A 23609-nucleotide genomic window follows, 5' to 3' on the forward strand; every position below is an offset into this window, starting at 1 on the left:
AACATGACCTGGGACGTCCTTGTACAGGCTTTTGGTCTGGTTACTCAGCCCTATACACTGGGGGTTATGCTGCTGGCGGCGATGTTCGGCCTGTTTGTCGGCTCGATGCCGGGGCTGACGGCCACGATGGCCACGGCGCTGCTGATCCCCTTCACCTTTTTCATGGATCCGGTGCCGGCCATCTCGGTGATTGTCACCGCCGTTGCCACCGCGATCTTTGCCGGCGACATTCCGGGCGCCTTGCTGCGCATTCCCGGCACACCGGCCTCCGCGGCCTATTGCGACGAAACCTATGCCATGACCCGAAAGGGGCTGGCCGAGCGGGCGCTTGGCATCGGGCTTGTGACCTCGGTGATTGGCGGGCTGGTCGGCGCGGTGGTTCTGTCGTTCAGCGCGCCGTTTCTGGCCAAATTTGCCATCAAATTCTCGTCCTTTGAATATTTCTGGCTGGCCTGCCTTGGGCTGTCCTGTGCCGTCATCATTTCGTCGGGATCGACGATCAAGGGGTTTGTGTCGCTGTTGATTGGGCTGTTCATCGCAACAATCGGCATCGACGGCACAGCCGGGCATCCCCGGTTCACCTTCGGCAACGTCGAGTTGATGGCCGGGATCAGCTTTATCCCGGCAATGATCGGCATGTTCGCGATCTCCGAGGTGCTGCGCTATGTGGCTTCGACCCATAAGCCGCTGACAGTGCCAAATCATCCGCCCAGCCCGGTTTTCCGCGGTCTTGGACCGATCCTGCGCAAGTACAAGATGAATATCGTCCAAGGCAGCGGTCTGGGCGCAATCATCGGCATCCTGCCGGGTGCGGGTGCCGATATCGCGGCCTGGATCAGCTATGCGCTGGCCAAGAAACGCTCGAAAACGCCGGAAAAATTCGGAACCGGCCACCCAGAGGGGCTTGTCGCCGCAGGTGCTGCCAATAACGCCAGCATTGCCGGCGCCTGGGTTCCGGCCATCGTCTTTGGCATTCCGGGGGATTCGATCACCGCCGTTGTCATCGGCGTGCTCTATATGAAGGGCATGAACCCGGGTCCAATGGTATTCATTCAGAGCCCCGAGTTGATCTATGCCGTCTTCATGGCCTTCTTTCTGGCCAACCTTGCCTTGCTGCCGCTGGGCTTTGCAGCAATCCGGATGTCGCGCCAGGTCCTGCGAGTGCCGCAGCGCATCCTGATGCCGATCATCCTGATGTTCTGTGTGGTCGGCGCCTTTGCCATCAACAACACGGTGTTCGGCGTCACGCTGATGCTGGCATTGGGCATTCTTGCCTACATCATGGAAGAAAACGGTTTTCCCGTCGCCCCGGCCATTCTGGGCATCGTTCTGGGCGGCATGGTCGAAGACAACTTCATGTCGTCGATGATCAAGGCAGATGGCGAACTGATGGGGTTCTTCTCGCGTCCGATTGCCGCGACTTTGGGGGTCGTTACGATCCTGCTGTGGATGACGCCGCTTCTGCTGGCGCTATGGCGCAGAGCACGTCGCAGCGGAGCGGACAGCGCCGCCCCCTGACACGCACCCCCCGGCGGATAACCAATCGGTTCTTCGCCGGGTCGGATCAGGTCTGGCCATTACGGATCAGGCCAAACATGATCAGGCCAGACTTGATCAGACCAAACACAATCAAACAGACACAATCAAACCAGTGTGACAGGCCAAGCCACACCTGTTCCGCGTGAAGCGGAACAGGAAATCATCGCCATGCTGTCCCGGCACATTGCGCCGCGACGCCCGGACCGGGCCCCGCGCATGACGCTATGGCCTTGCAGACCTCAGGTGTTGAACAGGAAGTGCATTACGTCGCCATCCTTGACGATATAGGATTTGCCTTCAGCGCGCATTTTGCCCGCTTCCTTGGCGCCGTTTTCACCGCCACAGGCGACATAATCGTCATAGGCGATGGTCTCTGCGCGAATGAACCCTTTTTCGAAATCGCCATGGATCACGCCAGCGGCTTTCGGGGCGCTGGTGCCTTCGCGGATTGTCCAGGCGCGGGCCTCTTTGGGGCCGACGGTGAAATAGGTTTCCAGATGCAAGAGGTCGTAACCTGCACGGATCAAACGGGAAAGACCGGCCTCATCCAGGCCCATCTCGTCCAGGAACATCGCGGCCTCATCATCGTCGAGCTGGCTGATTTCCTCTTCGATCTGCGCGGAAATCACCACGGATCCCGCGCCCTCGGCCGCGGCCATTTCGGCGACACGGGCCGAAAATTCATTGCCTTCGGCGGCGCTCGCCTCATCGACATTACAGACGTAAAGGATCTTTTTCGAGGTCAGCAGTTGCAGGCCTTTCCAGGCTTTGACGTCCTCTTCGTCGACGTCGACCTGACGCGCGGGTTTGCCCTGATCCAGCATCTCCTGGGCCGCCGCCAGCAGTCGATCCTGCTGGATGGCCTCCTTGTCGTTGCCTTTCAGCTTGCGCACCAAACCAGCGCGCCGCTTTTCAATGCTTTCCATGTCGGCCAGCATCAGTTCCGTTTCAATCACCTCGGCATCGGCCACGGGGTCAACCCGGCCTTCGACATGGGTGACATCGCCGTCTTCGAAACAGCGCAGCACATGGGCAATGGCATCCACTTCGCGGATATTGGCAAGGAACTGATTGCCGAGGCCCTCACCCTTGGACGCGCCTTTGACCAGCCCGGCAATATCGACAAAGGTCATCCGCGCCGGAATGATCTGTTTCGACGTGGCGATCGCCGCCAATTTGTCGAGCCGCGGATCGGGCACCGCGACCTCACCCACATTGGGTTCAATGGTGCAGAATGGAAAATTCGCCGCCTGCGCCGCTGCGGTGCGCGTCAGCGCGTTGAAAAGCGTCGATTTGCCGACATTTGGCAGACCGACAATCCCCATCTTGAAGCCCATGACCGATGATCCTTTGACAGTGCGGGTGCATGTTCCGCGTGTTTTGCAGGCAATTTCACCCGGCGCTTCTATTTGGGCCGGAAGACAAGCGCAAGTCGTCGCCACATGTCACATCCTTTCGGGTCACGCCGCAAGGACGCCCCACAAGGGCCAGAGACGCCCCTGCCCCATTGCCAAGACCGCACAAATTCGGCACATGAAGGGAAAGATATCCGAAGGACAGCCGCATGACCCGTATCGACGCCAAATTCGCCGCGCTCAAAGCACAGAACCGTAAGGCCTTTGTCGCTTATGTCATGGCGGGTGATCCAGATTTCGACAGCTCGCTGGAGCTGGTGCGCGGCCTGCCCGGTGCAGGCGTGGATGTGATCGAACTTGGCTTGCCATTTACCGATCCGATGGCGGACGGCCCGACGATCCAGCTGGCCGGGCAACGGGCGCTGGAAAGCGGCATGACCCTGGACCGCACTTTGGAACTGGCGACAAAATTCCGCGAAACCGACAATGAAACGCCGATTGTCCTGATGGGGTATTACAACCCGATCTATTCGCGTGGGGTCGACACCTTTCTGGCGCAGGCCAAGACGGCGGGGATTGACGGTCTGATCGTGGTTGATCTGCCGCCGGAAGAAGACGAAGAGCTCTGCCTGCCTGCGCAGGCCGCGGGATTGAATTTCATTCGTCTGGCAACCCCGACCACCGACGCCAAACGCCTGCCCAAGGTTTTGCAGAACACATCCGGGTTTGTTTACTACGTGTCGATCACCGGAATCACCGGGTCGGCCGAGGCCCAGGCCGGCGACGTCGGACCGGAAGTGGCCCGGATCAAGGCAGGCACGGATCTGCCTGTGATTGTCGGATTTGGCGTCAACACACCGGAAAAAGCGGCGGATGTGGCCGGGGTGGCCGATGGATGTGTGGTCGGCTCTGCCATCGTCAAACGATTGGGCGATGGGGAACCGACAGCCGATGTGCTGGCCTTTGTCAAAACCCTGGCCGATGGCGCGCATAGCGCCTGACCTCACTCCTTTGGGGGCACTCCTTCGACCAAAAGATCCGCCATGCGGCGGATCAGCACGTCCCGTTTGACCGGCTTGGCCACATGGGCGTCAATGCCCCGCCGCAGGTATTCTTCGACCTGGTGGGTCATGGCGTTTGCGGTCAGGGCGATCACCGGGCAATGCGGCAGACCGGCCTCATCCTCATAGGCGCGGATCACGGCCGCGGCCTCCAGCCCGCCCATGACCGGCATGTTCACATCCATCAACACGATGTCATAGGCGCCACTGCGATAGGCGGTCACCGCCTGTGCGCCATCATCAACCATCGAAATGACCAGCGGATAGCGTTTCAAAAGGTGATGCAGAACAAGCCGGTTGGTCTTGTTGTCCTCTGCCACCAACACCTGCCAGGGCCGGGCGTATAATACGGCCTCGGCATCCAGCACCGGGCGTTTGCGGCGCAATTCACAATCCTCTGGCAAGCCAACCGCCACTGTGGCGGTAAACACCGACCCGCCTGTATCGGGCGCAGCAAATTCCAGGTCGCCGCCCATAAGGTGGCAAATCTTGCGCGAAATCCAAAGGCCAAGCCCGGTGCCGCCATGCTGTCGGGTGACAGAGGCATCGGTCTGTGAAAAAGGTTTGAACAGCTTTGAGCGTTTGTCAGGCGGGACACCGGGGCCCGTATCGCTGATCGCGACCACCAATTGCGCGCTATGCGCATTTTCCCCGGGTTCAATCTGGGCCGACAGGGTCACCCCGCCCTTTTGGGTGAATTTGATAGCATTTGATACCAGGTTCGACACCACCTGACGCAGTCGGGTTGGATCCGACAGCACCCGATATTGCCCGGTAATCGCAAAGTCGCGATCAAACGACAGTCCCTTTTCCAGCGCCTTCAATGCGTAAAGCCGGTAAACGGTTTCCAGCAGATCGTGCAGGTCAAAACCAACCCGCTCGATTTCCAACTGCTCGGCCTCGATCTTGGACAGGTCCAGAATATCGTTCACAATCGACAACAGCGCATTGCCGGAGGATGTCATGACATCCAGCATATCCTTCTGCGCCATGGCAAGTTGCGTGTCAGCCAAAGCCTCGGCCATCCCCAGAACACCATTCAACGGCGTGCGGATTTCATGGCTGATCATTGCCAGAAACGCGGTTTTTGCGTCATTGGCGCGTTCGGCTTCGGCCTTGGCCTCGGTCAGATCCGCAGTGCGCGACCGCACCTGATCTTCCAGGGTCGCGGCCTGACATTTCAGCGCTTCATTGGCTTCGAACAGCTCGCGGCTTTTGTGATCCAACAGGCGTTCTGCTTCTTCGCGGGCCTTGCGTTCGCGCAGATACCTGCGACGCGAAACAGGGCCATCACCCTGACTGCTGCCGCTGGTCGGGGTGTTTTCCGCGGGGGGACCGGTGCCATCGCCATGTCTTTGGCCGGCGCTATCCATCCAGCTATCCCGTCAATCGGATCAGAAATTGCGCGGTATTTTCATTGCCGGTCTCCGCATTGTCCAACACGGAAATTTCCGCCGGCGCGCCAAAATGCGCAACACAGGCTTCGATCATGCCATGACAGAACGGCACCAAGGGCCGGTCGGAACTATAGGTCATTTTCAACGCCTTGTCGCCCTGCCATTCGGTTTCAAAGGTCGGCAGTTCCGCATCAGGATAGAGTTTGCGCACCTCCACATGCACCTCGTTTTCGATCGCATCCAACATGACAAGGACATTGTCCTTGCCCTTGAAGAACCCCGGATAGGATTCAACAAAGCGGCTATGGATCCATCGGCCGAACTGACGTTGCAGATCCGGCACCGGGATTGTCGTCTGATCGCTGATCGCGCCAACGATCCGCATCAATTCCGAACAAGGATAGTTGCCGACCGCGCTATAGGCGCCGTCATTTTCCAACTCCAAAGTGTCCAGGATGTCGTCAACCGCTTCTTCACCGATGGCCTGTTCGGCCATGGCCATCAACTCGGTAAAAACCATACCCTTCATACGCGTCTCCTGTACTATTGCCGCGACGGTAGCGCAGATAGGTAAAGCACTGCTTAAATCGTTTGTGGCCTCTTGCCTTAAAACTCCAGTATTGGTAAAAGTTTCTGACCAATATCGACATCTCCCAGGAAAGACCCGGCATGGCAGTGATCACCTGTATTGAAGACCTGAAGCGCCTGTATCGGGCGCGTGCGCCCAAGATGTTCTATGATTATTGCGAATCCGGCAGCTGGACCGAACAAACCTTTCGGGAAAATGTTAGCGATTTCGACCAGATCCGCCTGCGCCAGCGCGTTGCGGTCGACATGACGAATCGCACCACAAAATCCCAGATGATTGGCCAGGATGTGGCCATGCCCGTGGCGCTGGCCCCGGTAGGCATGACGGGCATGCAACATGCGGATGGCGAAATCCTCGCGGCCAAGGCGGCAGAGAAATTCGGCGTCCCCTTTACCCTGTCGACCATGTCGATCTGTTCGATCGAGGATGTGGCCGAACACACCACGAAACCCTTCTGGTTCCAGCTCTACACCATGACGGACGAGGATTACGTCCGCCGCTTGGTCGAACGCGCCCGCGCGGCGAAATGTTCCGCCCTGGTGATCACGCTGGATCTGCAAATCCTGGGCCAACGCCACAAGGATCTGAAAAACGGCCTGTCCGCGCCGCCCAAACTCACCCCCAAGGTGATCGCCGATCTGGCGACGCGCTGGCGCTGGGGCTTGGGCATGTTGCAAACCAAACGCCGTGGATTCCGCAATATCGTCGGCCATGTCAAAGGCATTTCCGACCCGTCCTCGCTCATGGCCTGGACGGCCGAAAACTTTGATCCCTCGCTGGATTGGAACAAGATCGCCAAGCTCAAGGAACTGTGGGGGGGTAAGGTGATCCTGAAGGGGATCCTTGACGCCGAAGACGCCAAAATGGCGCTTAAGGTTGGTGCCGATGCCATCATCGTGTCCAACCACGGTGGGCGGCAATTGGACGGCGCGCTGTCATCTATCCGGGTTCTGCCGGAAATTCTTGACGCAGTGGGCGATCAGATCGAGGTCCATATCGACAGCGGCATCCGCTCTGGTCAGGACGTGCTCAAGGCCGTGGCGATGGGCGCCAAAGGCACCTATATCGGGCGCGCCTTTATCTATGGTCTGGGCGCAATGGGCGAAGCCGGGGTGACCCGCGCGCTGGAGGTGATCCACCGCGAAATGGATGTGTCCATGGCGCTGTGCGGCAAACGCGACATCGCGGATGTGGACCGCGATATCCTGTTGGTGCCCGAAGATTTTGGCGGCCGCTGGCAACGGGGCGCGCACAACGGCAAATGACGCGCTCCGCAAACGCCGGTCAGATTTCGAAGGCGGGTTCGTCAGTGAAAACCGGCACATGCGGTCCGGCATCCCGCGGCAGATCCCCGATCAGCCGCGGATCATCCGCAATCTCGATCTGTTGCCGTATCGGGGTAAATCCGCTGCGGCGGTAAAACCCCAGCGCCTGCGGGCTGTCCAGCGTGCAGGTGTGCACGTGGAAACGCTCGATTGGGCGGCCAAACGCGCGCTCGATCGCAAACGTCATCAGCGCCCGTCCCGCCCCCTTCCCGATCAAGGCAGAGGTCAGCCCGAAATAGGCCAGCTCACATTCACCTGTGACACGAAAATCCAGCTCCAACAGCCCCTCGGCCCGGCCCGCGACGTCAACGGTGAACACTTCGGTCCCCGGATCGCCCAGCACCGCGCTCAAGGCCGCATCGTCCAGCCGCAACCGCGAGAACCACAACCAATCCTGCCCCCCCACCCGGCAAAACAGATCCCGATACCAAGTCACGTCGGGGTCGGTGACACGCGAAATCGTCAGACCCGCAGGCAGAGCCGCGGATTTCGGCACCGGCGGGCTGCGCATCTCCAGATGGGTGACCACCGCCGCGACCTTGCCCTTTGGCACATCATGAAATCCATCAACCAGCATGGCGTCTCCTTTGACCTGCGGCCAGAAGCGGCGCAAGAATGCATGTGATAATCAAAAGCGCACCGCCCATCGCGACAAAGGATATGCGCAGGCCATAAGCCTCGGACACGAATCCCATGATCGGAGGGCCGATGAAAAAACCAGTGTAGCCAATCATGGAAATCCGCGCGATGGCGGCGGTGCGCACCCGGTCGCGCACATTCCGCCCGACGTGGGAAAATGCCATCGGCGCCACCACCGACACCCCGACACCCAAAGTGGCAAAACCGATATAGGCCATGGTCAGGCCATTGGCGAAACCGGCAACAAAGGCACCAAACGCCGCAACCGCTGCCGCAATTGCCATGACCGCGACCTCGCTGAACCGCGACACCATCGCCTGACCGCCCAGGCGACCCAACGCCATGGTCGCCCCCAGGATCGCCGGGCCCAATGCGCCCTCTGCCGCGCCGCCGCCCAGGGTGCGCTCCAGATGCAGGGCCGACCACCCCTCGGTGGCATTTTCCGCCATGAAGCCGACAAGGATCACCAAGCCGCCCAACAGCAGCAAACCGCGCGCTGCGGGCAAATGGCTGGCCTCGTCACTGTCCTCGGCAAGCGGCGCAGCCCGGTCGCCCATGGCCACCCGAACCAACCCCAGATTGACGACCGCCAAAAGCGCGAAAACCGCGATCGGCGACCAGCCCCCTTCGCGCAGCACCCCCGACACCAACGCCGCCACCGCATACGCCATGGAAAAGGTTGCATGGGCGAAATTCATCAACGGTCGCGCGCGTCGGGCCTCAATGGCGGACACTCTCGCATTCATGATGACATCCAGCGCCCCACTTGCCGCTGCAACGCAAAACATCGCCAAGGCAAAGCCCAGGGGCCCTGTCGCGATCCCCAAAGAGACCACCAGACAGCCCGCAACCAGCCCCAACGCGGCCAGCGTCCGCTGTCCGAGCTGCATGTCCAGCCGGGGCGCCAACCACATCGCCAGGATCGAGCCAGACGCCGCCACCAAAAGACAGATGCCAAACATCCCATCGGTGACATCGATCCGTGCCTTGATGGCGGGCACCTGCGCGGCAAATGCACCGAACACCAAACCCACCGTCATGAAACAGGCCAGAGGCGCGCGGGCGGCCGCAATATCGTCGCGTGAAATCATGGCCAATCCGTGCCATGGGTCTACAGGTTTGGCAATCGCCAAACTCTGCCCCGCCTCTTCCCGGCCTCTTCCCGGCAAAAACCCGGCCCAATCCCCCGGCAAGGGTGCAAAAATGACTTTTATTACCGGCTTTTTCGGTCTATAGGCGCGTCTTCACGCGGGGATACAGCCTTGGAGGATCCCCGCCCTAAACCAGGAGATAAACACATGGCAGGTGAGATCCCAGATCTTCACGCTTTGGAACGGACGGGGACAGGCAAGGGCGCCGCTCGTCAGGCACGCCGCGACGGCATGGTTCCAGGAATCGTATTTGGCGGCGACAACGATCCGCTTCCGATCCAGATTCCGTTCAACGTATTGCTGACAAAACTGCGCGCTGGCCGGTTCAAGTCGACGCTCTTCAACCTCAAGGTTGAAGGCCAGGAAGACGTGCGGGTGATTTGCCGCGACGTGCAACGCGACGTGGTCAAAGACCTTCCGACGCACCTTGACCTGATGCGTCTGCGCCGCACCACCAAGATCAACCTCTTCATTCCGGTCGATTTCATCAACGAAGAAACCGCGCCCGGCCTGAAAAAAGGTGGCGTGCTGACCGTTGTCCGCCCCGAGGTCGAATTGATCGTGACCGCCGGCGATATCCCCGAGCAGATCACAGTTGATCTGAGCGGCCTGGATATTGGCGACATCGTGCATATTTCGGACGTGAACCTGCCCGAAGGCGCCAAGCCGACGACAGACCGCGATTTCGTGATCTGCAACATTTCCGCCCCCTCGGGTCTGAAATCTGCGGATGACGAAGACGAAGATGCCGAAGCAGGTGATGTGCCCGCTTCCGAGCAATCGGCAGACTAATCCCGCCCAAAGCCGATCTCTTTGACCCGTGGTCAAAGTGGTTGGCCAGCATGATCTTTGAAAGCCCCGGGGTTGCACCTTCGGGGCTTTTTGCGTTGAAACAGGGCGCTGTGGCAGGGCAAGCTGTGGCGAGGGACAAAGGACAATGGCGATGCAGATCTTTGTGGGATTGGGCAATCCCGGTGGGCAATATGCAGGCAACCGGCACAACATCGGCTTTATGGCGTTGGACCGAATTGCCTCTGATCACGGGTTTGGCCCCTGGAAAGCGAAATTTCAGGGCCAGATCGCCGAGGGCCGGCTGGGCAGTGACAAGGTGCTGTTGTTGAAACCGGAAACCTTCATGAACCGCTCTGGCCAGGCAGTTGGCGAGGCGATGCGGTTTTACAAACTGGAGCCAAGCGACATCACGGTGTTCCATGATGAACTGGACCTCGCCCCCGGCAAGGTGCGGGTCAAGATGGGCGGTGGCCATGCGGGGCACAATGGTCTGCGGTCGATCCACGGCCATATCGGCGAGGCATACCAGCGCGTGCGGTTGGGGATCGGCCACCCGGGACGCAAGGAAATGGTGGCTGGCTATGTGCTGCATGACTTTGCCCGCGCCGATGACGATTGGCTGGTGCCGCTTCTGGATGGGCTTGGCCGGGGGGCACCGGACCTTGCGAATGGCGACAGCGGCAAGTTTCTGAACGCCATCGTACTGCAAGTGGCCCCTCCCCGCAATTCCAACAGAAGTGCCAACCGCACCGCCACCGCCACCGTCGGCACAACGCCCGCGAAGACACCTGCCAAGGTGAAGGAGCGGACCGCAGAGCCGGCACCCGAAGACACTCGCACCGCCCTGCAAAAGCTGGCCGACAAATTTCGCTGAGATCATTCAAGGGATACCCCATGGAAAAAGACCCCTCTGTCAATGTGCTTGGCGCCCCGCTGACCAGCTGTTCGATTGACCCGCTGACCGGATATTTTCGCGATGGCCATTGCAACACCTGCGCCGCAGATCAGGGCAGCCATACGGTCTGTGCCGTGATGACTGCGGAATTTTTGGCGTTTTCGAAATATGTCGGCAACGACCTGACCACGCCGCGCCCGGAATTCGGGTTTTCCGGTTTGATGGCGGGCGATCAATGGTGTCTCTGCGCCGCGAGGTTCCTTCAGGCCCATGACGAAGGCTGTGCGCCCAAGGTCAATCTGGCGGCGACCCATCAGAAGGCGCTGGAAATCGTATCGCTGGAAGTGCTGCGCGAAAACGCAATCGGCTAGCGGTCTGGATAGCTGGCGGGCGATAGTGCGGGCAATCGTCACGCCGTTGCGTGCCGACAGGCTGGGGGGCCAGCCCCCCAGACCCCCCGGGATATTTTCGGTCAGATGAAAGGCGAAAGGGTTAAGCCGGCACAGTCAGCAGCGGCGCCTACTCTGCCCATTCCCAGGGTCGGGTATAGGCCCCCAGCACATGGCTCACATCCTCTTCGCGGGTGATACCGGATTTCGCAATACGCGCCACCAGACCGCGTTTCTTGTCGTCGATCACGTCGGCCACATGGGCATTGACGCCACGTTCGGACAAGGCGGCGTTGTAGATGCGGGTGATGGCGTGTTTGCGCAGATCCGGTTTGAACACCTTGCCCACCGCCGTTTTCGGCAATTCATCCAGAATGGTGATATGCTTTGGATGCGCTGCCCGTTCATGCACATGGGTCTTGCAATGTGCCAGCAGCTCGGCCTCGGTGGTTTCGGATCCTGCCACCAGTTCGACAAAGGCACAGGGCAATTCGCCGGCATGGGCGTCGGGTTGGCCGATGGCCCCGGCAAATGCCACCGCCGGATGGGTCAGCAGCGCCTCTTCAATCTCGGCCGGGTCGATATTGTGACCGCCGCGAATGATCAGATCCTTGGCCCGGCCCGTGATCCAAAGATAGCCGTCGCCATCAATCCGCCCGAGATCGCCGGTGCGCAGGTAGATGTCTTCGTGGAACAGGTCGTGGTTTTTGTCGGCCTCGGTGTAGGTCGATCCGGCATAGACACCGGGATTGGCGACACAGATTTCGCCGATTTCGTCGACGCCGCATGCCTCGGGGCCATTGCCCGCGCGTTTGACGATTTTCACATGCGTATACGGCAGTGGCAGCCCGACAGAGCCGACTTTCTTCTGGCCTTCGGTGGGGTTACAGGACACCAGGCAGGTGGCCTCGGTCAGGCCGTAACCTTCGATGACTTGAACCTTCGACGAGGATTCGAACCGTTTGAACAATTCCATGGGCATCGGCGCCGAGCCGGAAAAGGCGGTTTTGACCGAAGAAATATCGGCATCCACCGGTCGTTGCATCAGGGCGGATACCGCGGTTGGCACGGTGATGATAAAGCTGATTTTCCAGCGCTCGATCAGTTTCCAGAAATTGTCGAACACCCCCTCGCCGCGATAGCCGGCGGGTGTTGGAAACACCACATGCGCCCCCGACGACAATGCCGCCATCAGGATGACATGCACGGCAAAGACATGGAACATCGGCAGCGGGCACATGATGTTGTCTTCTTCCGAAAACAACAGCCGTGCGCCCAGCCAACCGTTGTAGACCATGCCGGAATAGAGATGCTGTGCCACTTTCGGCATGCCGGTGGTGCCGCCGGTGTGAAAGAAGGCCCCGACCCGATCCTGTTGCGGATCTTCAAAATCCAGCACCTTGTTCTGGCGCGCCATTTCCGCGACGAAATCAAGAACCCTGGCGTGATGGCGATCCGGGGTTTTGGGCCGCAAGAACGGCACCAGCCAGCTTTTGGGCGGGCTGAGGTAGCTGTTGAGGTCAATCTCCAGCACATGGCCGACATCCGGGGCCTCTGCGACCGCGCGGGCGACCTTTTGCGCCACGTCGGTTTTGGGGAAACTCTTCAGCGTGACCACAACACGTGCCTTGGTTTCGCGCAGGATGGCAGAAATCTGTTCCGGCTCCAGCAGTGGATTGATCGGGTTCACGATGCCCGCGACCATGCCGCCCAGCAGCACATAAGAGGTCTCAAGACAATTGGGCAGGACAAAGGCCACCACATCCTTTGGCCCGATGCCGAGGCTGCGAAACAAATTCGCCGCCTGATTGGCCTTGGTCTGCAATTGCGACCAGGTCACGGTCTGGGCCGGGTCCTTTGGTCCCGACAGAAGTTGATAGCTGATGGCGGGCCGGTCCGGGAACCGTGTCGCAACCCGGTCGATCATCCCGTGAATTGTCGCCGGTTCCTGACGCGCAGCCCAAGGCATTTCAGTTTCAATGGCAACGCAATCGGCAGCTGATGCAAATCCCATGATAGTCCTCCCATGGCCCGTCTGATGCGGGCTTCATTCTTTGCCGACAGGATGCGTGTGAATATCCTACCACGCAAGAGTGACGCACCGGCGCAAAAAATGCGACGCTGCGTTCCAATTGCGCATTCGCCTATTCTGCGGCGATTCCATCGGTGAACTGCATGCGCGCCAACCGGGCATAAAGCCCATCTTCGGCGACCAGCGCATCATGCGTCCCGATGGCGGCGATCCGCCCCTGATCCAGCACCACAATGCGGTCGGCCTTTTTCACCGTGGCCAACCGGTGCGCGACGATCAGGGTGGTGCGATTCTGGCTCAGGGCGTCTACCGCGTTTTGCACCGCGCGTTCGCTTTCGGCGTCCAGCGCGCTTGTCGCTTCGTCCAACAGCAGCACCGGAGCGTCACGCAGGATGGCGCGGGCGATGGCGATCCGCTGTTTCTGCCCCCCCGACAACATCACGCCGCGTTCGCCCAACCCGCTGTCATAGCCATCCGGCAAGGCCGAAATGAAGTCATGCGCCGCCGCCGCGCGTGCCGCCGCCTCAATATCCTTGTCGCTGGCCTCTGGCCGCCCAAAGCGGATGTTGTCCCGCGCCGAGGCGGCAAAGATCACAGGATCCTGCGGCACCAATGCCATGGCCCCGCGAAAGGCATCCCGGCGCATGGCGGCAATATCGACCCCATCCAATGTGATGCGCCCCGATGCCGGGTCATAAAACCGCAGCAGCATCTGAATGATCGTGGTCTTGCCCGCCCCCGACGGGCCGACCAGCGCCACGGTTTCCCCCGGTTGAATGTCCAGCGACACCTGATCCAGCGCCGAAACATCCGGGCGCTGCGGATAGGTGAAGGTCACATTTTCAAACCGGATCGCACCGCGAATATTGGCGGGCAATGGCAAGGGACTGTCGGGATCATTGACCATATCCCTGGCATGCAGCAATTCAACAAGCCGTTCCGTGGCCCCGGCGGCCCGCTGCAATTCGCCGAAAATCTCGGACAGGGCGGCAACCGAACCCGCCACCATCACCGCATAGATCACAAATTGCACAAGGCTGCCGGCGCTCATGTCGCCGGCGCGCACATCATGCGCCCCGATCCACAGCACCCCGACCACGCCGGTGAACACCAAAAAGATCACGATGGCGGTCATCATCGCCCGCGTGATGATCCGCCGCCTGGCGGCGTCCAGCGATTTGTCCGTGACATCGGAAAACGCCTTTTGCGTCAACAGCTCATGGGTAAAGGCCTGGACGGTCTGCACCGCGCCGAGGCTTTCCGAGGCACGGCCAGAAGAGGCCGCAATCCAATCCTGATTTTCCCGGCTCAGGCTGCGCAACCGCCGGCCCAGCGTCAGGATCGGCACCACAACCGCGGGCACAATCAACAACACCAATCCCGTCAGCTTGGGCGAGGTCAACAGCATCAGCCCCATACCCCCCAGGAAAATCAACACATTGCGCAGAGCGATGGAAATGGACGAGCCGATGACCGACAGGATAAGCGTGGTATCCGTGGTGATCCGGCTGACCACTTCGCCGGTCATGATGCGTTCATAAAATGCCGGGCTCAATCCCATGACACGGGCAAACACCGCCTTGCGGATGTCGGTCACCACCTGTTCGCCCAGCCGCGTCACCAGCGCATAGCGCAGCGCCGTCCCAACCGCCAACAAGGCCGCAATCCCCAGTGCGGCGGCAAAATAGCGGTCCAGCAACGCGCCATCCACCCCGCCAAAATTGTCGATCACCCGGCGCACCGCCAAGGGCAGCACAAGCGAGGTCGCAGCGGTCGCGATCAGCGCCAGAATCGCCAGCGCCATCAGCCCCCGATAGGGCAGAATAAACGGCCAAAGCGCGCCCAGCGCCCCAATGCGTTTCGATTTGTCCCGCTCTTCCTGCGGTTGGGCCAATCCACGCGCCATGCGGCTCTCCTATCACGTCCGCTTGCGGTTTACGGAATGGAGCTGACGGGGGCAAGCGGTGGACGACCTGCCATAGGCTCTGCGTCAGGTTCAGATCAGGTTTGGGCCAGGTTTGGGGCTGGCGCTCTTGCCTGAAACCGTCTGGAACAATCCGACCGGTTTGACGCCCTGACGCTACTCTGCGGTCCGGGGTGCGCGCACCTGGCCCGCACGCCCAATCCGGATCAGCTGAAACCCATCCTGTCCCCCCGGTTCCGGCCGGATCGGTGTTTTCATTCCGATATCCAGAATCACGCCACCGTCCGCCAAACTGCGTGGGGTCCAGGGGAACTGATAGCCTTGGGAAAACCCCGGAATTTCAGCGAGCCAAAGATGCGACTGGCCCGAGATGTCAAAGCGTTCGACATAGGTTTTCCCCACCCCGTCATAGACCAGAACCATGCCGTTTTCATCCACCGCCGGCCAGACCCGTTCGGGAAACAGCGGGTCATGTTGCAACCGGATCTCGCGGCGGGTTTCACGCCCTGACCATTCCTTGATCATCAGGGTCATCTCATTGCGCCAGACCTGTTGTTCCTTGGTCCGATACAACAGGTAAAGCCCAAGCGGACCGGTGGTCCATTGCAACCCTTCGTGCCCCGCAACCGACACATCCGCCACAAACAATTGCTGGCCATCGGGCGCATAAACCTCGATCTCGCGTTCGGGTTTGTTGACGTAATATCCAATGGCGAAATGGCCGGATGGCTCAAAAAACATCGGTCGATAATCCGCCGGCTTCGTGAAAACCGGATCATGCACAACGCCGGTGGTCAGATCGATGTCAAACACCACATCCGGGGCATCCTCGGCCCGCGAATTTTTGCCATAGATACGCAACAACCGATCCGAAATCGGCACAGTCTTGTGGATAAACGCCACATCTCCGCCAATGAACCCTTTGGGATCACTCATGTTTCCCTGTTGGTCCACCAACCAGAACTTTCGGAAATCCATCAGCACCGCGCTGCCGTCCGGGCCCTCGTAAAGCGCATTGGCGAGGGTGTGCAACTCTTCTGACACCCGCTGTCTGCCCGCCCCGTCATAGCGCTCCAGGAACACTTTCAGGTATTGAAACTCTGTTTGTTTGTATTCCGCAACGCTGCGCAGAAACATCACGCTGCTGCCGTCCGGGGCGACAATCGGGGTGCCGTTCAGGTTCAGCGACATTTCCCCCGAAACCCGCTGTTCCACCGTCCAGCCGCCGCTGTCGATCACGGCTTCTTCGATCTGAGGCGGTGGCGGGGCCGATGTCGCGCCGCATGTGCCGCGCAGACAGGTTTTGCCCAGTTTCTGGCGATAGACCGCAGGGATTTGCAGGTGATTTTCCCGCCGCGCATCTTCGGCCGTGCGTTCCTGGGCCGCAAACACCGCATCCTCAAGATACATGTCAGAGGTCAGGACCGGCAGAAAATGGCGGGTAAAAACCGAATAGGGCTGATCCGGGCCATCCGATTGCAGCCGATCCAATGCGGTCTGCCCCTCGCCCGCGGAATAGATCACAAAAGAGCCCTGCACCGGCTCCACCCGCGCCAATCCGCGTGTATTTCCCGCGCTGCGCGTGCTTTTGCCCTCAAATGGATTGTCGCGACAGGCGTCGATGATGGCCAGGCTGAACAGCGCGCCCTGGGCCGCGATCTCGTCCAGCACCCCGTTCACACCGTTTTTCAACGCCAAAGACCGGCGCGCCAGCAGCCGGGCGGTGGCCTGTTTCGGGGCATCGACGGGAATCAGATAATTGATTCCATTGGCGCTCCAGCCATGGCCGGCAAAAACAAAAGCCACCTCATCCCCCGGCGCAATGCCATCGACAAACGTGACGATTGCCTCTTCCAGCGCCGATTCATCCAGATCCTTCAGATAGGTGACCACAAAACCCAATTCATCAAAGGCCGCCGCATAGCCGCCCGCGTCGCCATGGGTGTTTTGCAGCGAAGGCAGCTCTGAATAGGCGGCATTGCCGATGATCAGCGCCTGTTTGGCGGCCATTGCAGGCAGGCCCAAACAGCCAAAAACCAAGATCGCAAGCATCCGTATCGTGATCATCCGCCCCCTCCCCCCCGGTGTGGACTGGGGGAAGTATGCCGCAAAACCGCCAATTCTCAAAATGCGGCGGGCGCATGGCAATCACATCGGACCACCCGGCCCGGGAATTGTCGCTGCGTGATGTCGGTGGAGTTTGGCTGGAGCGGGCGGCGGGAATCGAACCCGCATCATCAGCTTGGAAGGCTGAGGTCTTACCATTACACAACGCCCGCCCAGCAGAAACGGTGATTACGTCATGCCGACGGGCAGGTCAACACGGGATTGACCAACATTGCAAAGCAACTGCGTTTTCCGCTCGCCCTCCGTTGACCAATGGCTGCGGCAATGCGACTTTCCCCGGCAATTCAATCCGATGTGACCAACAATCCAAGAGGTTCCATGCCCGATACGTCCCGCCCGGCCAGCCTGAGTGATCTTGACGTCTTCAAGCTGCGCTACGCCCGCAGCAAAGACGATCTGTGGCATATGCTGGAGCAGCTTTATGGCGATCACCCGGATTTCCAAGAGTTTCGCCGGGATTTGGACGACAGTTTGCGTCACGCGGCGCTGACACGCCCGGCGGCGCTCAAGGCGCTGGATATGGCACGCGATCTGGACCCGGACTGGTTCCAGCAGCCGGGCATGAATGGCTATGTGTTTTATATCGACCGGTTTGCCGATGATCTGGCGGGGGTGATCGAGCGGCTGGACTATCTGGTGGAATTGGGGGTGAGCTATGTGCATTTCATGCCCTGCTTGCATCCACGCCCCGGCGACAATGATGGCGGCTATTCCGTGATGGACTACCGCGCCATCAACCCTGACTTTGGCACCATGGCAGATTTCGAGGCCGTCACCGCCGCCTGTCGCGCCCGTGGGATCAGCGTCTGTGTCGATATGGTGGTGAACCACACCGCCAAGGAACATGAATGGGCGCAAAAGGCCCGCGCCGGGGATGCGACCTATCGCGATTATTATCTGATGTTCCCGGACCGCAGCCAGCCAGAGGCCTATGAGCGCAGCCTGATCGAAATTTTCCCCGACACGTCGCCCGGCAGCTTTACCTGGTACGACGACATCCAGCGCTGGGTCTGGACCACATTCAACGACCACCAATGGGATCTGAACTGGGCCAATCCGCGGGTCTTTCTGGATATGCTGCGCATCATGTTGTTTCTGGCCAACAAGGGCGTTGATGTCCTGCGGCTGGATGCGGTGGCCTTCATGTGGAAACGTCTGGGCACCAGATGCCAGTCAGAGCCAGAGGTGCATATGCTGCTTCAGGCTCTGCGCGCCGCCACCCGCATAGCGGCACCGGCGGTCATTCATCTGGAAGAGGCGATTGTCGGCCCTGCGGAAATGCTGCCCTATCTGGGACGTGGGGAGCATGACGGCAAGGAGGGCAACCTCGCCTATCACAACTCGCTTATGGTGCAATTCTGGTCCTCTCTCGCGTCGCGGGACACGCGGTTGATGACCCATGTGATGTCGACGCATTTCCCCCCGGTTCTGACCAATGCCACCTATGCCACCTATCTGCGCTGCCACGATGATATTGGCTGGGCGGTCACCGACGAAGACGCAGGCGCGACCGGGTTGAACGGTTTTCTGCACCGCCGGTTTCTGGCGGATTTCTATGATGGCAGCTTTCCCGGAACTTTCGCCAAGGGCGCGTTGTTCCAGTACAATCCCGACACCGGCGACAAACGCAACAGCGGCACCACCGCATCATTGGCCGGTTTGGAGCGCGCCCAGGACAGCGACAATGCCCTGCAAATCGCGCTGGCAATCGACCGCATCCTGATGGGGCATGCGCTGATCGCGGCCTATGGCGGAATCCCCTTGATCTATATGGGCGATGAGATCGGACTGACCAATGATTATGGCTATCGTGACACCCCGGCCCATCGTCATGACAGCCGCTGGCTGCACCGGCCCAGAATGAACTGGGACCGGGTTGCCGCCGCACATCAGGATCGCGAAAGCGTGCCGGGCCGGGTGTTCCACGGGATACGCCACATCCTGGCGCGCCGCGCCGAAACCCCCGAATTTCACGGCAAGATCCCGATCGAGGTGCTGGACACCGGCAACTCTGCGCTTTTTGCATTTGCCCGCCGCGCGCCGACCGGCGCAATGGCATGTGTTTTCAATTTCACCGAGACCTGGCAGGTATTGCCGACCAATTGGGTCATGTCCCAAGGCGCAACGCGGCTGTTCGATGTGTTGAGCGATCAGGAGGTCGGTGACCATCACGGGACCATCGCCTTGCCGCCCTATTGCGCGCTCTGGATACGGTGACGGGCGCAGTCAGGGCTTGCGGTGTTGGCCCCGGATGAGAACCCGCGCCAATCCGCCAAATGCTGTGTCAGGTGGCAACCGCAGAAGGGGGCCGGCCCCCTCGGCCTTTGGCCTCACCCCCGGGATATTTTTGGTCAGATGAACGTGGGAGAGAGATCTGAGCGCCGTTTTTACAGTGGCGAAATCAGGGTCTCGCCGGTTGCCCGGTTCGAATTCACCTTTGGATCGACGCGGTAATATTCCAACACATCCTCGTCCGCGGCCTGCATCAGCCGTGCCGCGCCTTTGCCGTGTTCGCCCAGCCACATTGCCCACTCTTCCGGTGGCAGGATCACCGGCATTCGGTGGTGGATTTTCTGCATTGCCACATTTGCGCCGGTTGTGACCACGGCGCAGCTGCGCAGATCCACCCCGTCCTGTGACCAATCCTGCCAGATCCCGGCCATGACCAGCGGCGCGCCGTCGGCGCGGAAGATATACCACGGCAGGCGATTGCCGTCGGCATCCTTGGTCCATTCATAAAACCCGGTCGCGGGGATCAGACACCGGCGGGTGCGACAGGCGCTGCGAAAGGCGGGTTTTTCGGCAATCGTTTCGGCGCGGGCATTGATCAGCAAGGGGCCATCATTGGGTGTCTTGTACCAATGCGGCAAGAACCCCCACCGCATCGGTTGCAACATGCGATGGTCTTCGCCCGCGCGGATCACAGCAATCCGGGTTGTCGGACAGACGTTATAATTTACCGGGTCAGGCAGGTCATTGGCCGGCGTGGCCTCGAACAGCTGCGCCATGGCATCATGGGGGAGAGTGACCGCGAAACGTCCGCACATGGGATTTAACGTAAAAGACCGGAGTAAAGAAGCAAGCCCCAGCCGGACAGCTTGTCCGCGGCCCTGCCCCAGAGCGCCGCGAAGCGGATCGGGTCCAGCCCGGCCCCTTTGGCAATGTCCCCTAGCGTATGCCGCCCGTTGACCTGCGCCAGCAATGGCGCGGCATCGCGCGGCAATTTCAGCGCGTTGCGCTCACCGCCCATGGTGACGGGGATTGGGCGGCCTTCGGCCACGGCTTTGGCCAGGACACCGGGGGCCACGCCGATCAGATGCGGCACCAGCGTCGGCGCGCGCCCATCCGCGATGCGCCCCGCGCTGGCGTCGGCCGCGACCGCATAGGCGATATGCAACCGCATGGAGCCGCACAATTGTTCCGCCAGCGCCATGCGCGCCACCGGATCCATGCCCGCAGGCACCGGGGCAAACCGCGTCGGATCATAATAGGACGGCGTGGTGAAGGAGCTGAGCGCCCAGCCCGTGCGCCCCAGCGTGGCCACCAGATCGGGCACGTCATAGGCCCGGTCCTGACCATGCAGCAATAAATCGTAAAACCCCGCATCCGAGTCGCGGTGATCGCCAAGATGTGGATTGCGCTTGAACGGGTGGCCTTCTGGCAGTTTTGCAAATGCCGCCTTGGCCGCCTTCAGGCGCTTTTTCGGCGGCAGATCAGCGAACATTGCACCAAATGCGGCCTGTAGCGGATAGACACCCGAACGCCCGAGCGGCGCATAAACCATGAACCCCATGCCACCACCGGGCGCAAGTGCTGCGCGCAAGGCGCGAAACCCGGCATCCGGATCAGGCAGGTGATGCAGCACGCCGCAGCAATCAATATAGTCGAAGTCCCCGAAGTCCGCCGCATCCAGCAGGCTGGCGGTGTGAAACGTGATATTCTCGGTCACCCCGCGCAGGCTGGCGCGTTCCTCGGCCACGGCGCGCGATGCGGTCGACAGGTCGACATAGGTGATCTGATGCGGGCGTTTCGCCAGTTTCAGAAAATGTGCCAGTTGGATCAGCCCGTCACCGGTGCCACCCCCCGCCACCAGAACCCGCAGCGGTTTTGTCCAATCGCGCTGGCCCGCAAACAGATAATGATCAAGCTCAACCGGATGCGAGGGCGAGCCGGTGATCAGGCGCTTGCCCTCATCCTTGGGATTGCGTTCGGGATAGGGATAGGCCTCGTAGTGTTCCTTGACGCTGACCATATGTCCCCCGTTTTGCCGCCTGTGTCATCCTTTGGGCCTCGGTGTGCCCCAGCGGTGATGCGGGGCCAAGGGCGAATTTCACGCGATGAAGGCGTTTCGCGAAACTTGATGCATGTGAGGCGGGAATTCCCTGCACGGAAATTGCGGGTTTAATCCGGGAACGTCCCCTACCGATAGGCTTTGCGCGCCAGTTCGATACGTGCGTCCATCAACGACATTTCTTTCAGAATATCCTGACGCCGGGTGCGGTCGCCGGTGTCGCGCAATTCCGCGCGCAGGCGTTCCAATTCACGCGACAGGCTGACAAATTCAGGCACGCCGCCGCTTTCCCTGACAAGACGGTTCAGCATCGCGTTTTCCGGGTCGTCACAATGCGGCAAGGGTTTGCCCGCGCCGGGAAGATCGTCAAATGCGCCCTCGGCCTCGGCCTTTTGAATGCGTTGGTTGATGAGATCGATCAGCGGATGGTCCATGATGCAATATCACCGATCTGATGCGGCCCGGCAAGGGATGGGAAACACGCGGCGCCGGACCCCGGCGCCGCGCAAAGGCAAGATTATTTCGCCGAAATACGGCCATCTGTATAGGGCATGAACGGACCTTGCGCCGCCAGATATTCCGCCGTCACATCGGCCAGATCCGGGCCATAGTCATAGGCGTTCATGGCATCGACGAACATCTTGTAGCCGTCACCGCCGTTACGCACATAGTTGTTCGACACCACGCCATAGACCGTTTCGGCCTCGATCGGGGAACCGCCAACCATCACGTCGGACACACGTTCGCCTGCGGGCATCGACGCGTCAAAGGCAAAGCTCATCCCCGCGACCTGCGGGAAACGACCGGCGCCCTCTTCGATCTGGCTGACGCCATTTTCCAGCGCCTCCAGCATGGTTGCGCCGGTCACCTGAAAGGTCGACAGCGTGTTCTGGAATGGCAGAACGGTAAGGACCTCGCCCATGGTCACTTCGCCCGCGTCAATCGAGGCACGGATGCCGCCGCTGTTGGCGATGGCGATCTGGATGCCCTGATCCGCAACGCGATCCAGCATGGCATCGGCAATCAGGTTGCCCATCGAACATTCCATCGCGCGACACACCGACCGGTCACCTTCGATCAGTTCTGCGGCTTCGGCCACGACCCGGTTGCGAATCTCTTCCAGCGGTTTGGCGGCTTCGGCAATGCGTGCCGCAACGGCTTCGTCCGCCAGAATCGCCGCGTCGACCAGCACAGGGTTGCCCGATGCTTCGGTCACGTTGCCGTCGTCGTCGAAGGTCACGTTCAATTCACCCAGATATTTGCCATAGGCATAGGCCTGCACGATCTGAACGCCGTTGACGACAGTCGGATAAGGACCATCCGCATTGTCATCATTATTGGCCAGATAGGTGTTCGAGTGGCCACCGACAATCACATCAACCCCGGTGGTATTGGCGGCAACATCCTGGTCCACCGCATAGCCGGAATGCGACAGAACGATGATCTTGTTCACGCCCATTTCGCTCAGCTTGTCGACCTCGCCCTGAACCGCATCGGCGGGCGGGGTGAAGATGATGTTTTTGCCGGGGCTCGCCAGCTCGTCGGTGTTTTGTGGCGTCAGGCCGATAAAGCCGATCTTTTCACCGCCCTGCTCGATCACGGTCGATTTCATCAGCTCGCCGGCCAGCAATGGCTCGCCCGAGACATCGGCATTCGACATCAGAATCGGGAAATCAATTGCATCCATGAAGCCGCGCAGAACCTCTGGGCCGTCATCGAATTCGTGGTTGCCCACGGTCATCGCGGTATAACCCATCTGGTTCATCATTTCGGCGGCCAGTTTGCCCTTGTAATAGGTATAGAACAGCGAGCCCTGGAACTGGTCGCCCCCGTCCACAAGCACCCAGTTGTTGGACCGCGCCTTGGCTTCGTTGATTGCGGTCATCAAACGGGCAGAGCTGCCGAAACACTTGCCTTCGGCGTCATCTTCGGCGGAACAGGGGCCATCATATTTGCTGACCGATTCAAACCGCGCATGAAAGTCGTTGGTGTGCAGGACAGTCAGTGAATAGTCGGCACTGGCCACACCCGCCGTCAGGGCAAGGGCAGCAGCGCTGGTCATAAGACGCACAGACATGGGAAACCTCTCAGTTGAATTTATGT

Annotated in this window: 19 protein-coding genes and 1 tRNA gene; 7 read left to right on the plus strand and 13 right to left on the minus strand. The window is 60.2% G+C overall.

Features of this window, described 5'->3' with window-relative positions:
- Positions 1–3: 3 nt before the first annotated feature.
- A complete protein-coding gene (locus Q4577_RS11810) occupies positions 4–1518 on the plus strand; it encodes a tripartite tricarboxylate transporter permease (RefSeq protein WP_244691536.1) in 1515 nt (504 codons plus the stop codon).
- 260 nt (positions 1519–1778) lie between these two features.
- Here Q4577_RS11810 and ychF read toward each other — a convergent pair whose 3' ends face one another.
- Positions 1779–2876, minus strand: coding sequence for a redox-regulated ATPase YchF (gene ychF, locus Q4577_RS11815; protein WP_303469527.1), 1098 nt, complete (start codon positions 2874–2876; stop codon positions 1779–1781).
- Between the two features lie 227 nt (positions 2877–3103).
- Here ychF and trpA point away from each other — a divergent pair, with 227 nt between their 5' ends.
- Positions 3104–3895: a tryptophan synthase subunit alpha gene (trpA, locus tag Q4577_RS11820; protein ID WP_244688911.1), complete on the plus strand. Its 792-nt coding sequence runs from the start codon at positions 3104–3106 to the stop codon at positions 3893–3895.
- A 2-nt stretch (positions 3896–3897) separates the two neighbouring features.
- On the opposite strand, the gene Q4577_RS11825 is transcribed toward trpA, so the two are convergent.
- On the minus strand, positions 3898–5328 hold the full coding sequence (locus tag Q4577_RS11825; RefSeq protein WP_303469526.1) for an ATP-binding protein: 1431 nt from the start codon (positions 5326–5328) through the stop codon (positions 3898–3900).
- Between the two features lie 4 nt (positions 5329–5332).
- Complete coding sequence (locus tag Q4577_RS11830; RefSeq protein ID WP_303469525.1) at positions 5333–5881, minus strand: heme NO-binding domain-containing protein; 549 nt, start codon at positions 5879–5881, stop codon at positions 5333–5335.
- Between the two features lie 140 nt (positions 5882–6021).
- On the opposite strand from Q4577_RS11830, the gene Q4577_RS11835 reads away from it, so the two are divergent.
- Complete coding sequence (locus Q4577_RS11835; protein ID WP_303469524.1) at positions 6022–7206, plus strand: alpha-hydroxy acid oxidase; 1185 nt, start codon at positions 6022–6024, stop codon at positions 7204–7206.
- Positions 7207–7225: 19 nt separating this feature from the next.
- Here the strand turns inward: Q4577_RS11835 and Q4577_RS11840 are convergent, their stop codons facing one another.
- Both Q4577_RS11840 and Q4577_RS11845 read right to left on the minus strand, forming a co-directional pair.
- Positions 7226–7843, minus strand: coding sequence for an N-acetyltransferase (locus tag Q4577_RS11840; RefSeq protein ID WP_303469522.1), 618 nt, complete (start codon positions 7841–7843; stop codon positions 7226–7228).
- The gene (locus tag Q4577_RS11845) at positions 7833–8996 is read right to left on the minus strand and encodes an MFS transporter (RefSeq protein WP_303469520.1); all 1164 of its coding nucleotides are present in this window, start codon (positions 8994–8996) and stop codon (positions 7833–7835) included. The genes Q4577_RS11840 and Q4577_RS11845 overlap by 11 nt, the downstream gene beginning before the upstream one ends.
- Positions 8997–9203: 207 nt before the next feature.
- On the opposite strand from Q4577_RS11845, the gene Q4577_RS11850 reads away from it, so the two are divergent.
- The 3 genes from Q4577_RS11850 (at position 9204) to Q4577_RS11860 (ending at position 11114) form a co-directional block, all read left to right on the plus strand.
- Complete coding sequence (locus tag Q4577_RS11850) at positions 9204–9848, plus strand: 50S ribosomal protein L25/general stress protein Ctc (protein ID WP_303469519.1); 645 nt, start codon at positions 9204–9206, stop codon at positions 9846–9848.
- 151 nt (positions 9849–9999) lie between these two features.
- Complete coding sequence (gene pth / locus Q4577_RS11855; RefSeq protein ID WP_303469518.1) at positions 10000–10722, plus strand: aminoacyl-tRNA hydrolase; 723 nt, start codon at positions 10000–10002, stop codon at positions 10720–10722.
- A gap of 20 nt (positions 10723–10742) precedes the next feature.
- Positions 10743–11114: a DUF2237 family protein gene (locus Q4577_RS11860; protein ID WP_303469517.1), complete on the plus strand. Its 372-nt coding sequence runs from the start codon at positions 10743–10745 to the stop codon at positions 11112–11114.
- Positions 11115–11262: 148 nt separating this feature from the next.
- On the opposite strand, the gene Q4577_RS11865 is transcribed toward Q4577_RS11860, so the two are convergent.
- The 4 genes from Q4577_RS11865 to Q4577_RS11880 all read right to left on the minus strand — a co-directional run bounded on the left by Q4577_RS11865 (position 11263) and on the right by Q4577_RS11880 (position 17367).
- Positions 11263–13146, minus strand: coding sequence for an acyl-CoA synthetase (locus Q4577_RS11865; RefSeq protein WP_303469516.1), 1884 nt, complete (start codon positions 13144–13146; stop codon positions 11263–11265).
- Positions 13147–13276: 130 nt separating this feature from the next.
- Complete coding sequence (locus Q4577_RS11870; protein ID WP_303469515.1) at positions 13277–15070, minus strand: ABC transporter transmembrane domain-containing protein; 1794 nt, start codon at positions 15068–15070, stop codon at positions 13277–13279.
- A gap of 174 nt (positions 15071–15244) precedes the next feature.
- Positions 15245–17155, minus strand: coding sequence for a caspase family protein (locus Q4577_RS11875; RefSeq protein ID WP_303469513.1), 1911 nt, complete (start codon positions 17153–17155; stop codon positions 15245–15247).
- A 138-nt stretch (positions 17156–17293) separates the two neighbouring features.
- Positions 17294–17367 (minus strand) — tRNA-Gly (locus Q4577_RS11880).
- Positions 17368–17533: 166 nt separating this feature from the next.
- Between Q4577_RS11880 and Q4577_RS11885 the strand changes: the two genes are divergently transcribed.
- Complete coding sequence (locus Q4577_RS11885; RefSeq protein ID WP_303469512.1) at positions 17534–19432, plus strand: amylosucrase; 1899 nt, start codon at positions 17534–17536, stop codon at positions 19430–19432.
- 170 nt (positions 19433–19602) lie between these two features.
- Here Q4577_RS11885 and Q4577_RS11890 read toward each other — a convergent pair whose 3' ends face one another.
- The 4 genes from Q4577_RS11890 to Q4577_RS11905 form a co-directional block, all read right to left on the minus strand.
- A complete protein-coding gene (locus Q4577_RS11890) occupies positions 19603–20262 on the minus strand; it encodes an SOS response-associated peptidase (RefSeq protein WP_303469511.1) in 660 nt (219 codons plus the stop codon).
- A 5-nt stretch (positions 20263–20267) separates the two neighbouring features.
- Positions 20268–21467 carry a class I SAM-dependent methyltransferase gene (locus Q4577_RS11895; protein ID WP_303469510.1) on the minus strand — a complete coding sequence of 400 codons (1200 nt, stop codon included), beginning with the start codon at positions 21465–21467 and terminating at the stop codon, positions 20268–20270.
- A gap of 167 nt (positions 21468–21634) precedes the next feature.
- Positions 21635–21940, minus strand: coding sequence for a DUF1992 domain-containing protein (locus tag Q4577_RS11900; RefSeq protein WP_303469509.1), 306 nt, complete (start codon positions 21938–21940; stop codon positions 21635–21637).
- 83 nt (positions 21941–22023) lie between these two features.
- The gene (locus tag Q4577_RS11905) at positions 22024–23583 is read right to left on the minus strand and encodes a bifunctional UDP-sugar hydrolase/5'-nucleotidase (protein WP_303469508.1); all 1560 of its coding nucleotides are present in this window, start codon (positions 23581–23583) and stop codon (positions 22024–22026) included.
- Positions 23584–23609: the final 26 nt, after the last annotated feature.

The organism is Marinovum sp. 2_MG-2023, from assembly GCF_030548265.1.
In the GTDB taxonomy this organism is placed as follows: domain Bacteria; phylum Pseudomonadota; class Alphaproteobacteria; order Rhodobacterales; family Rhodobacteraceae; genus Marinovum.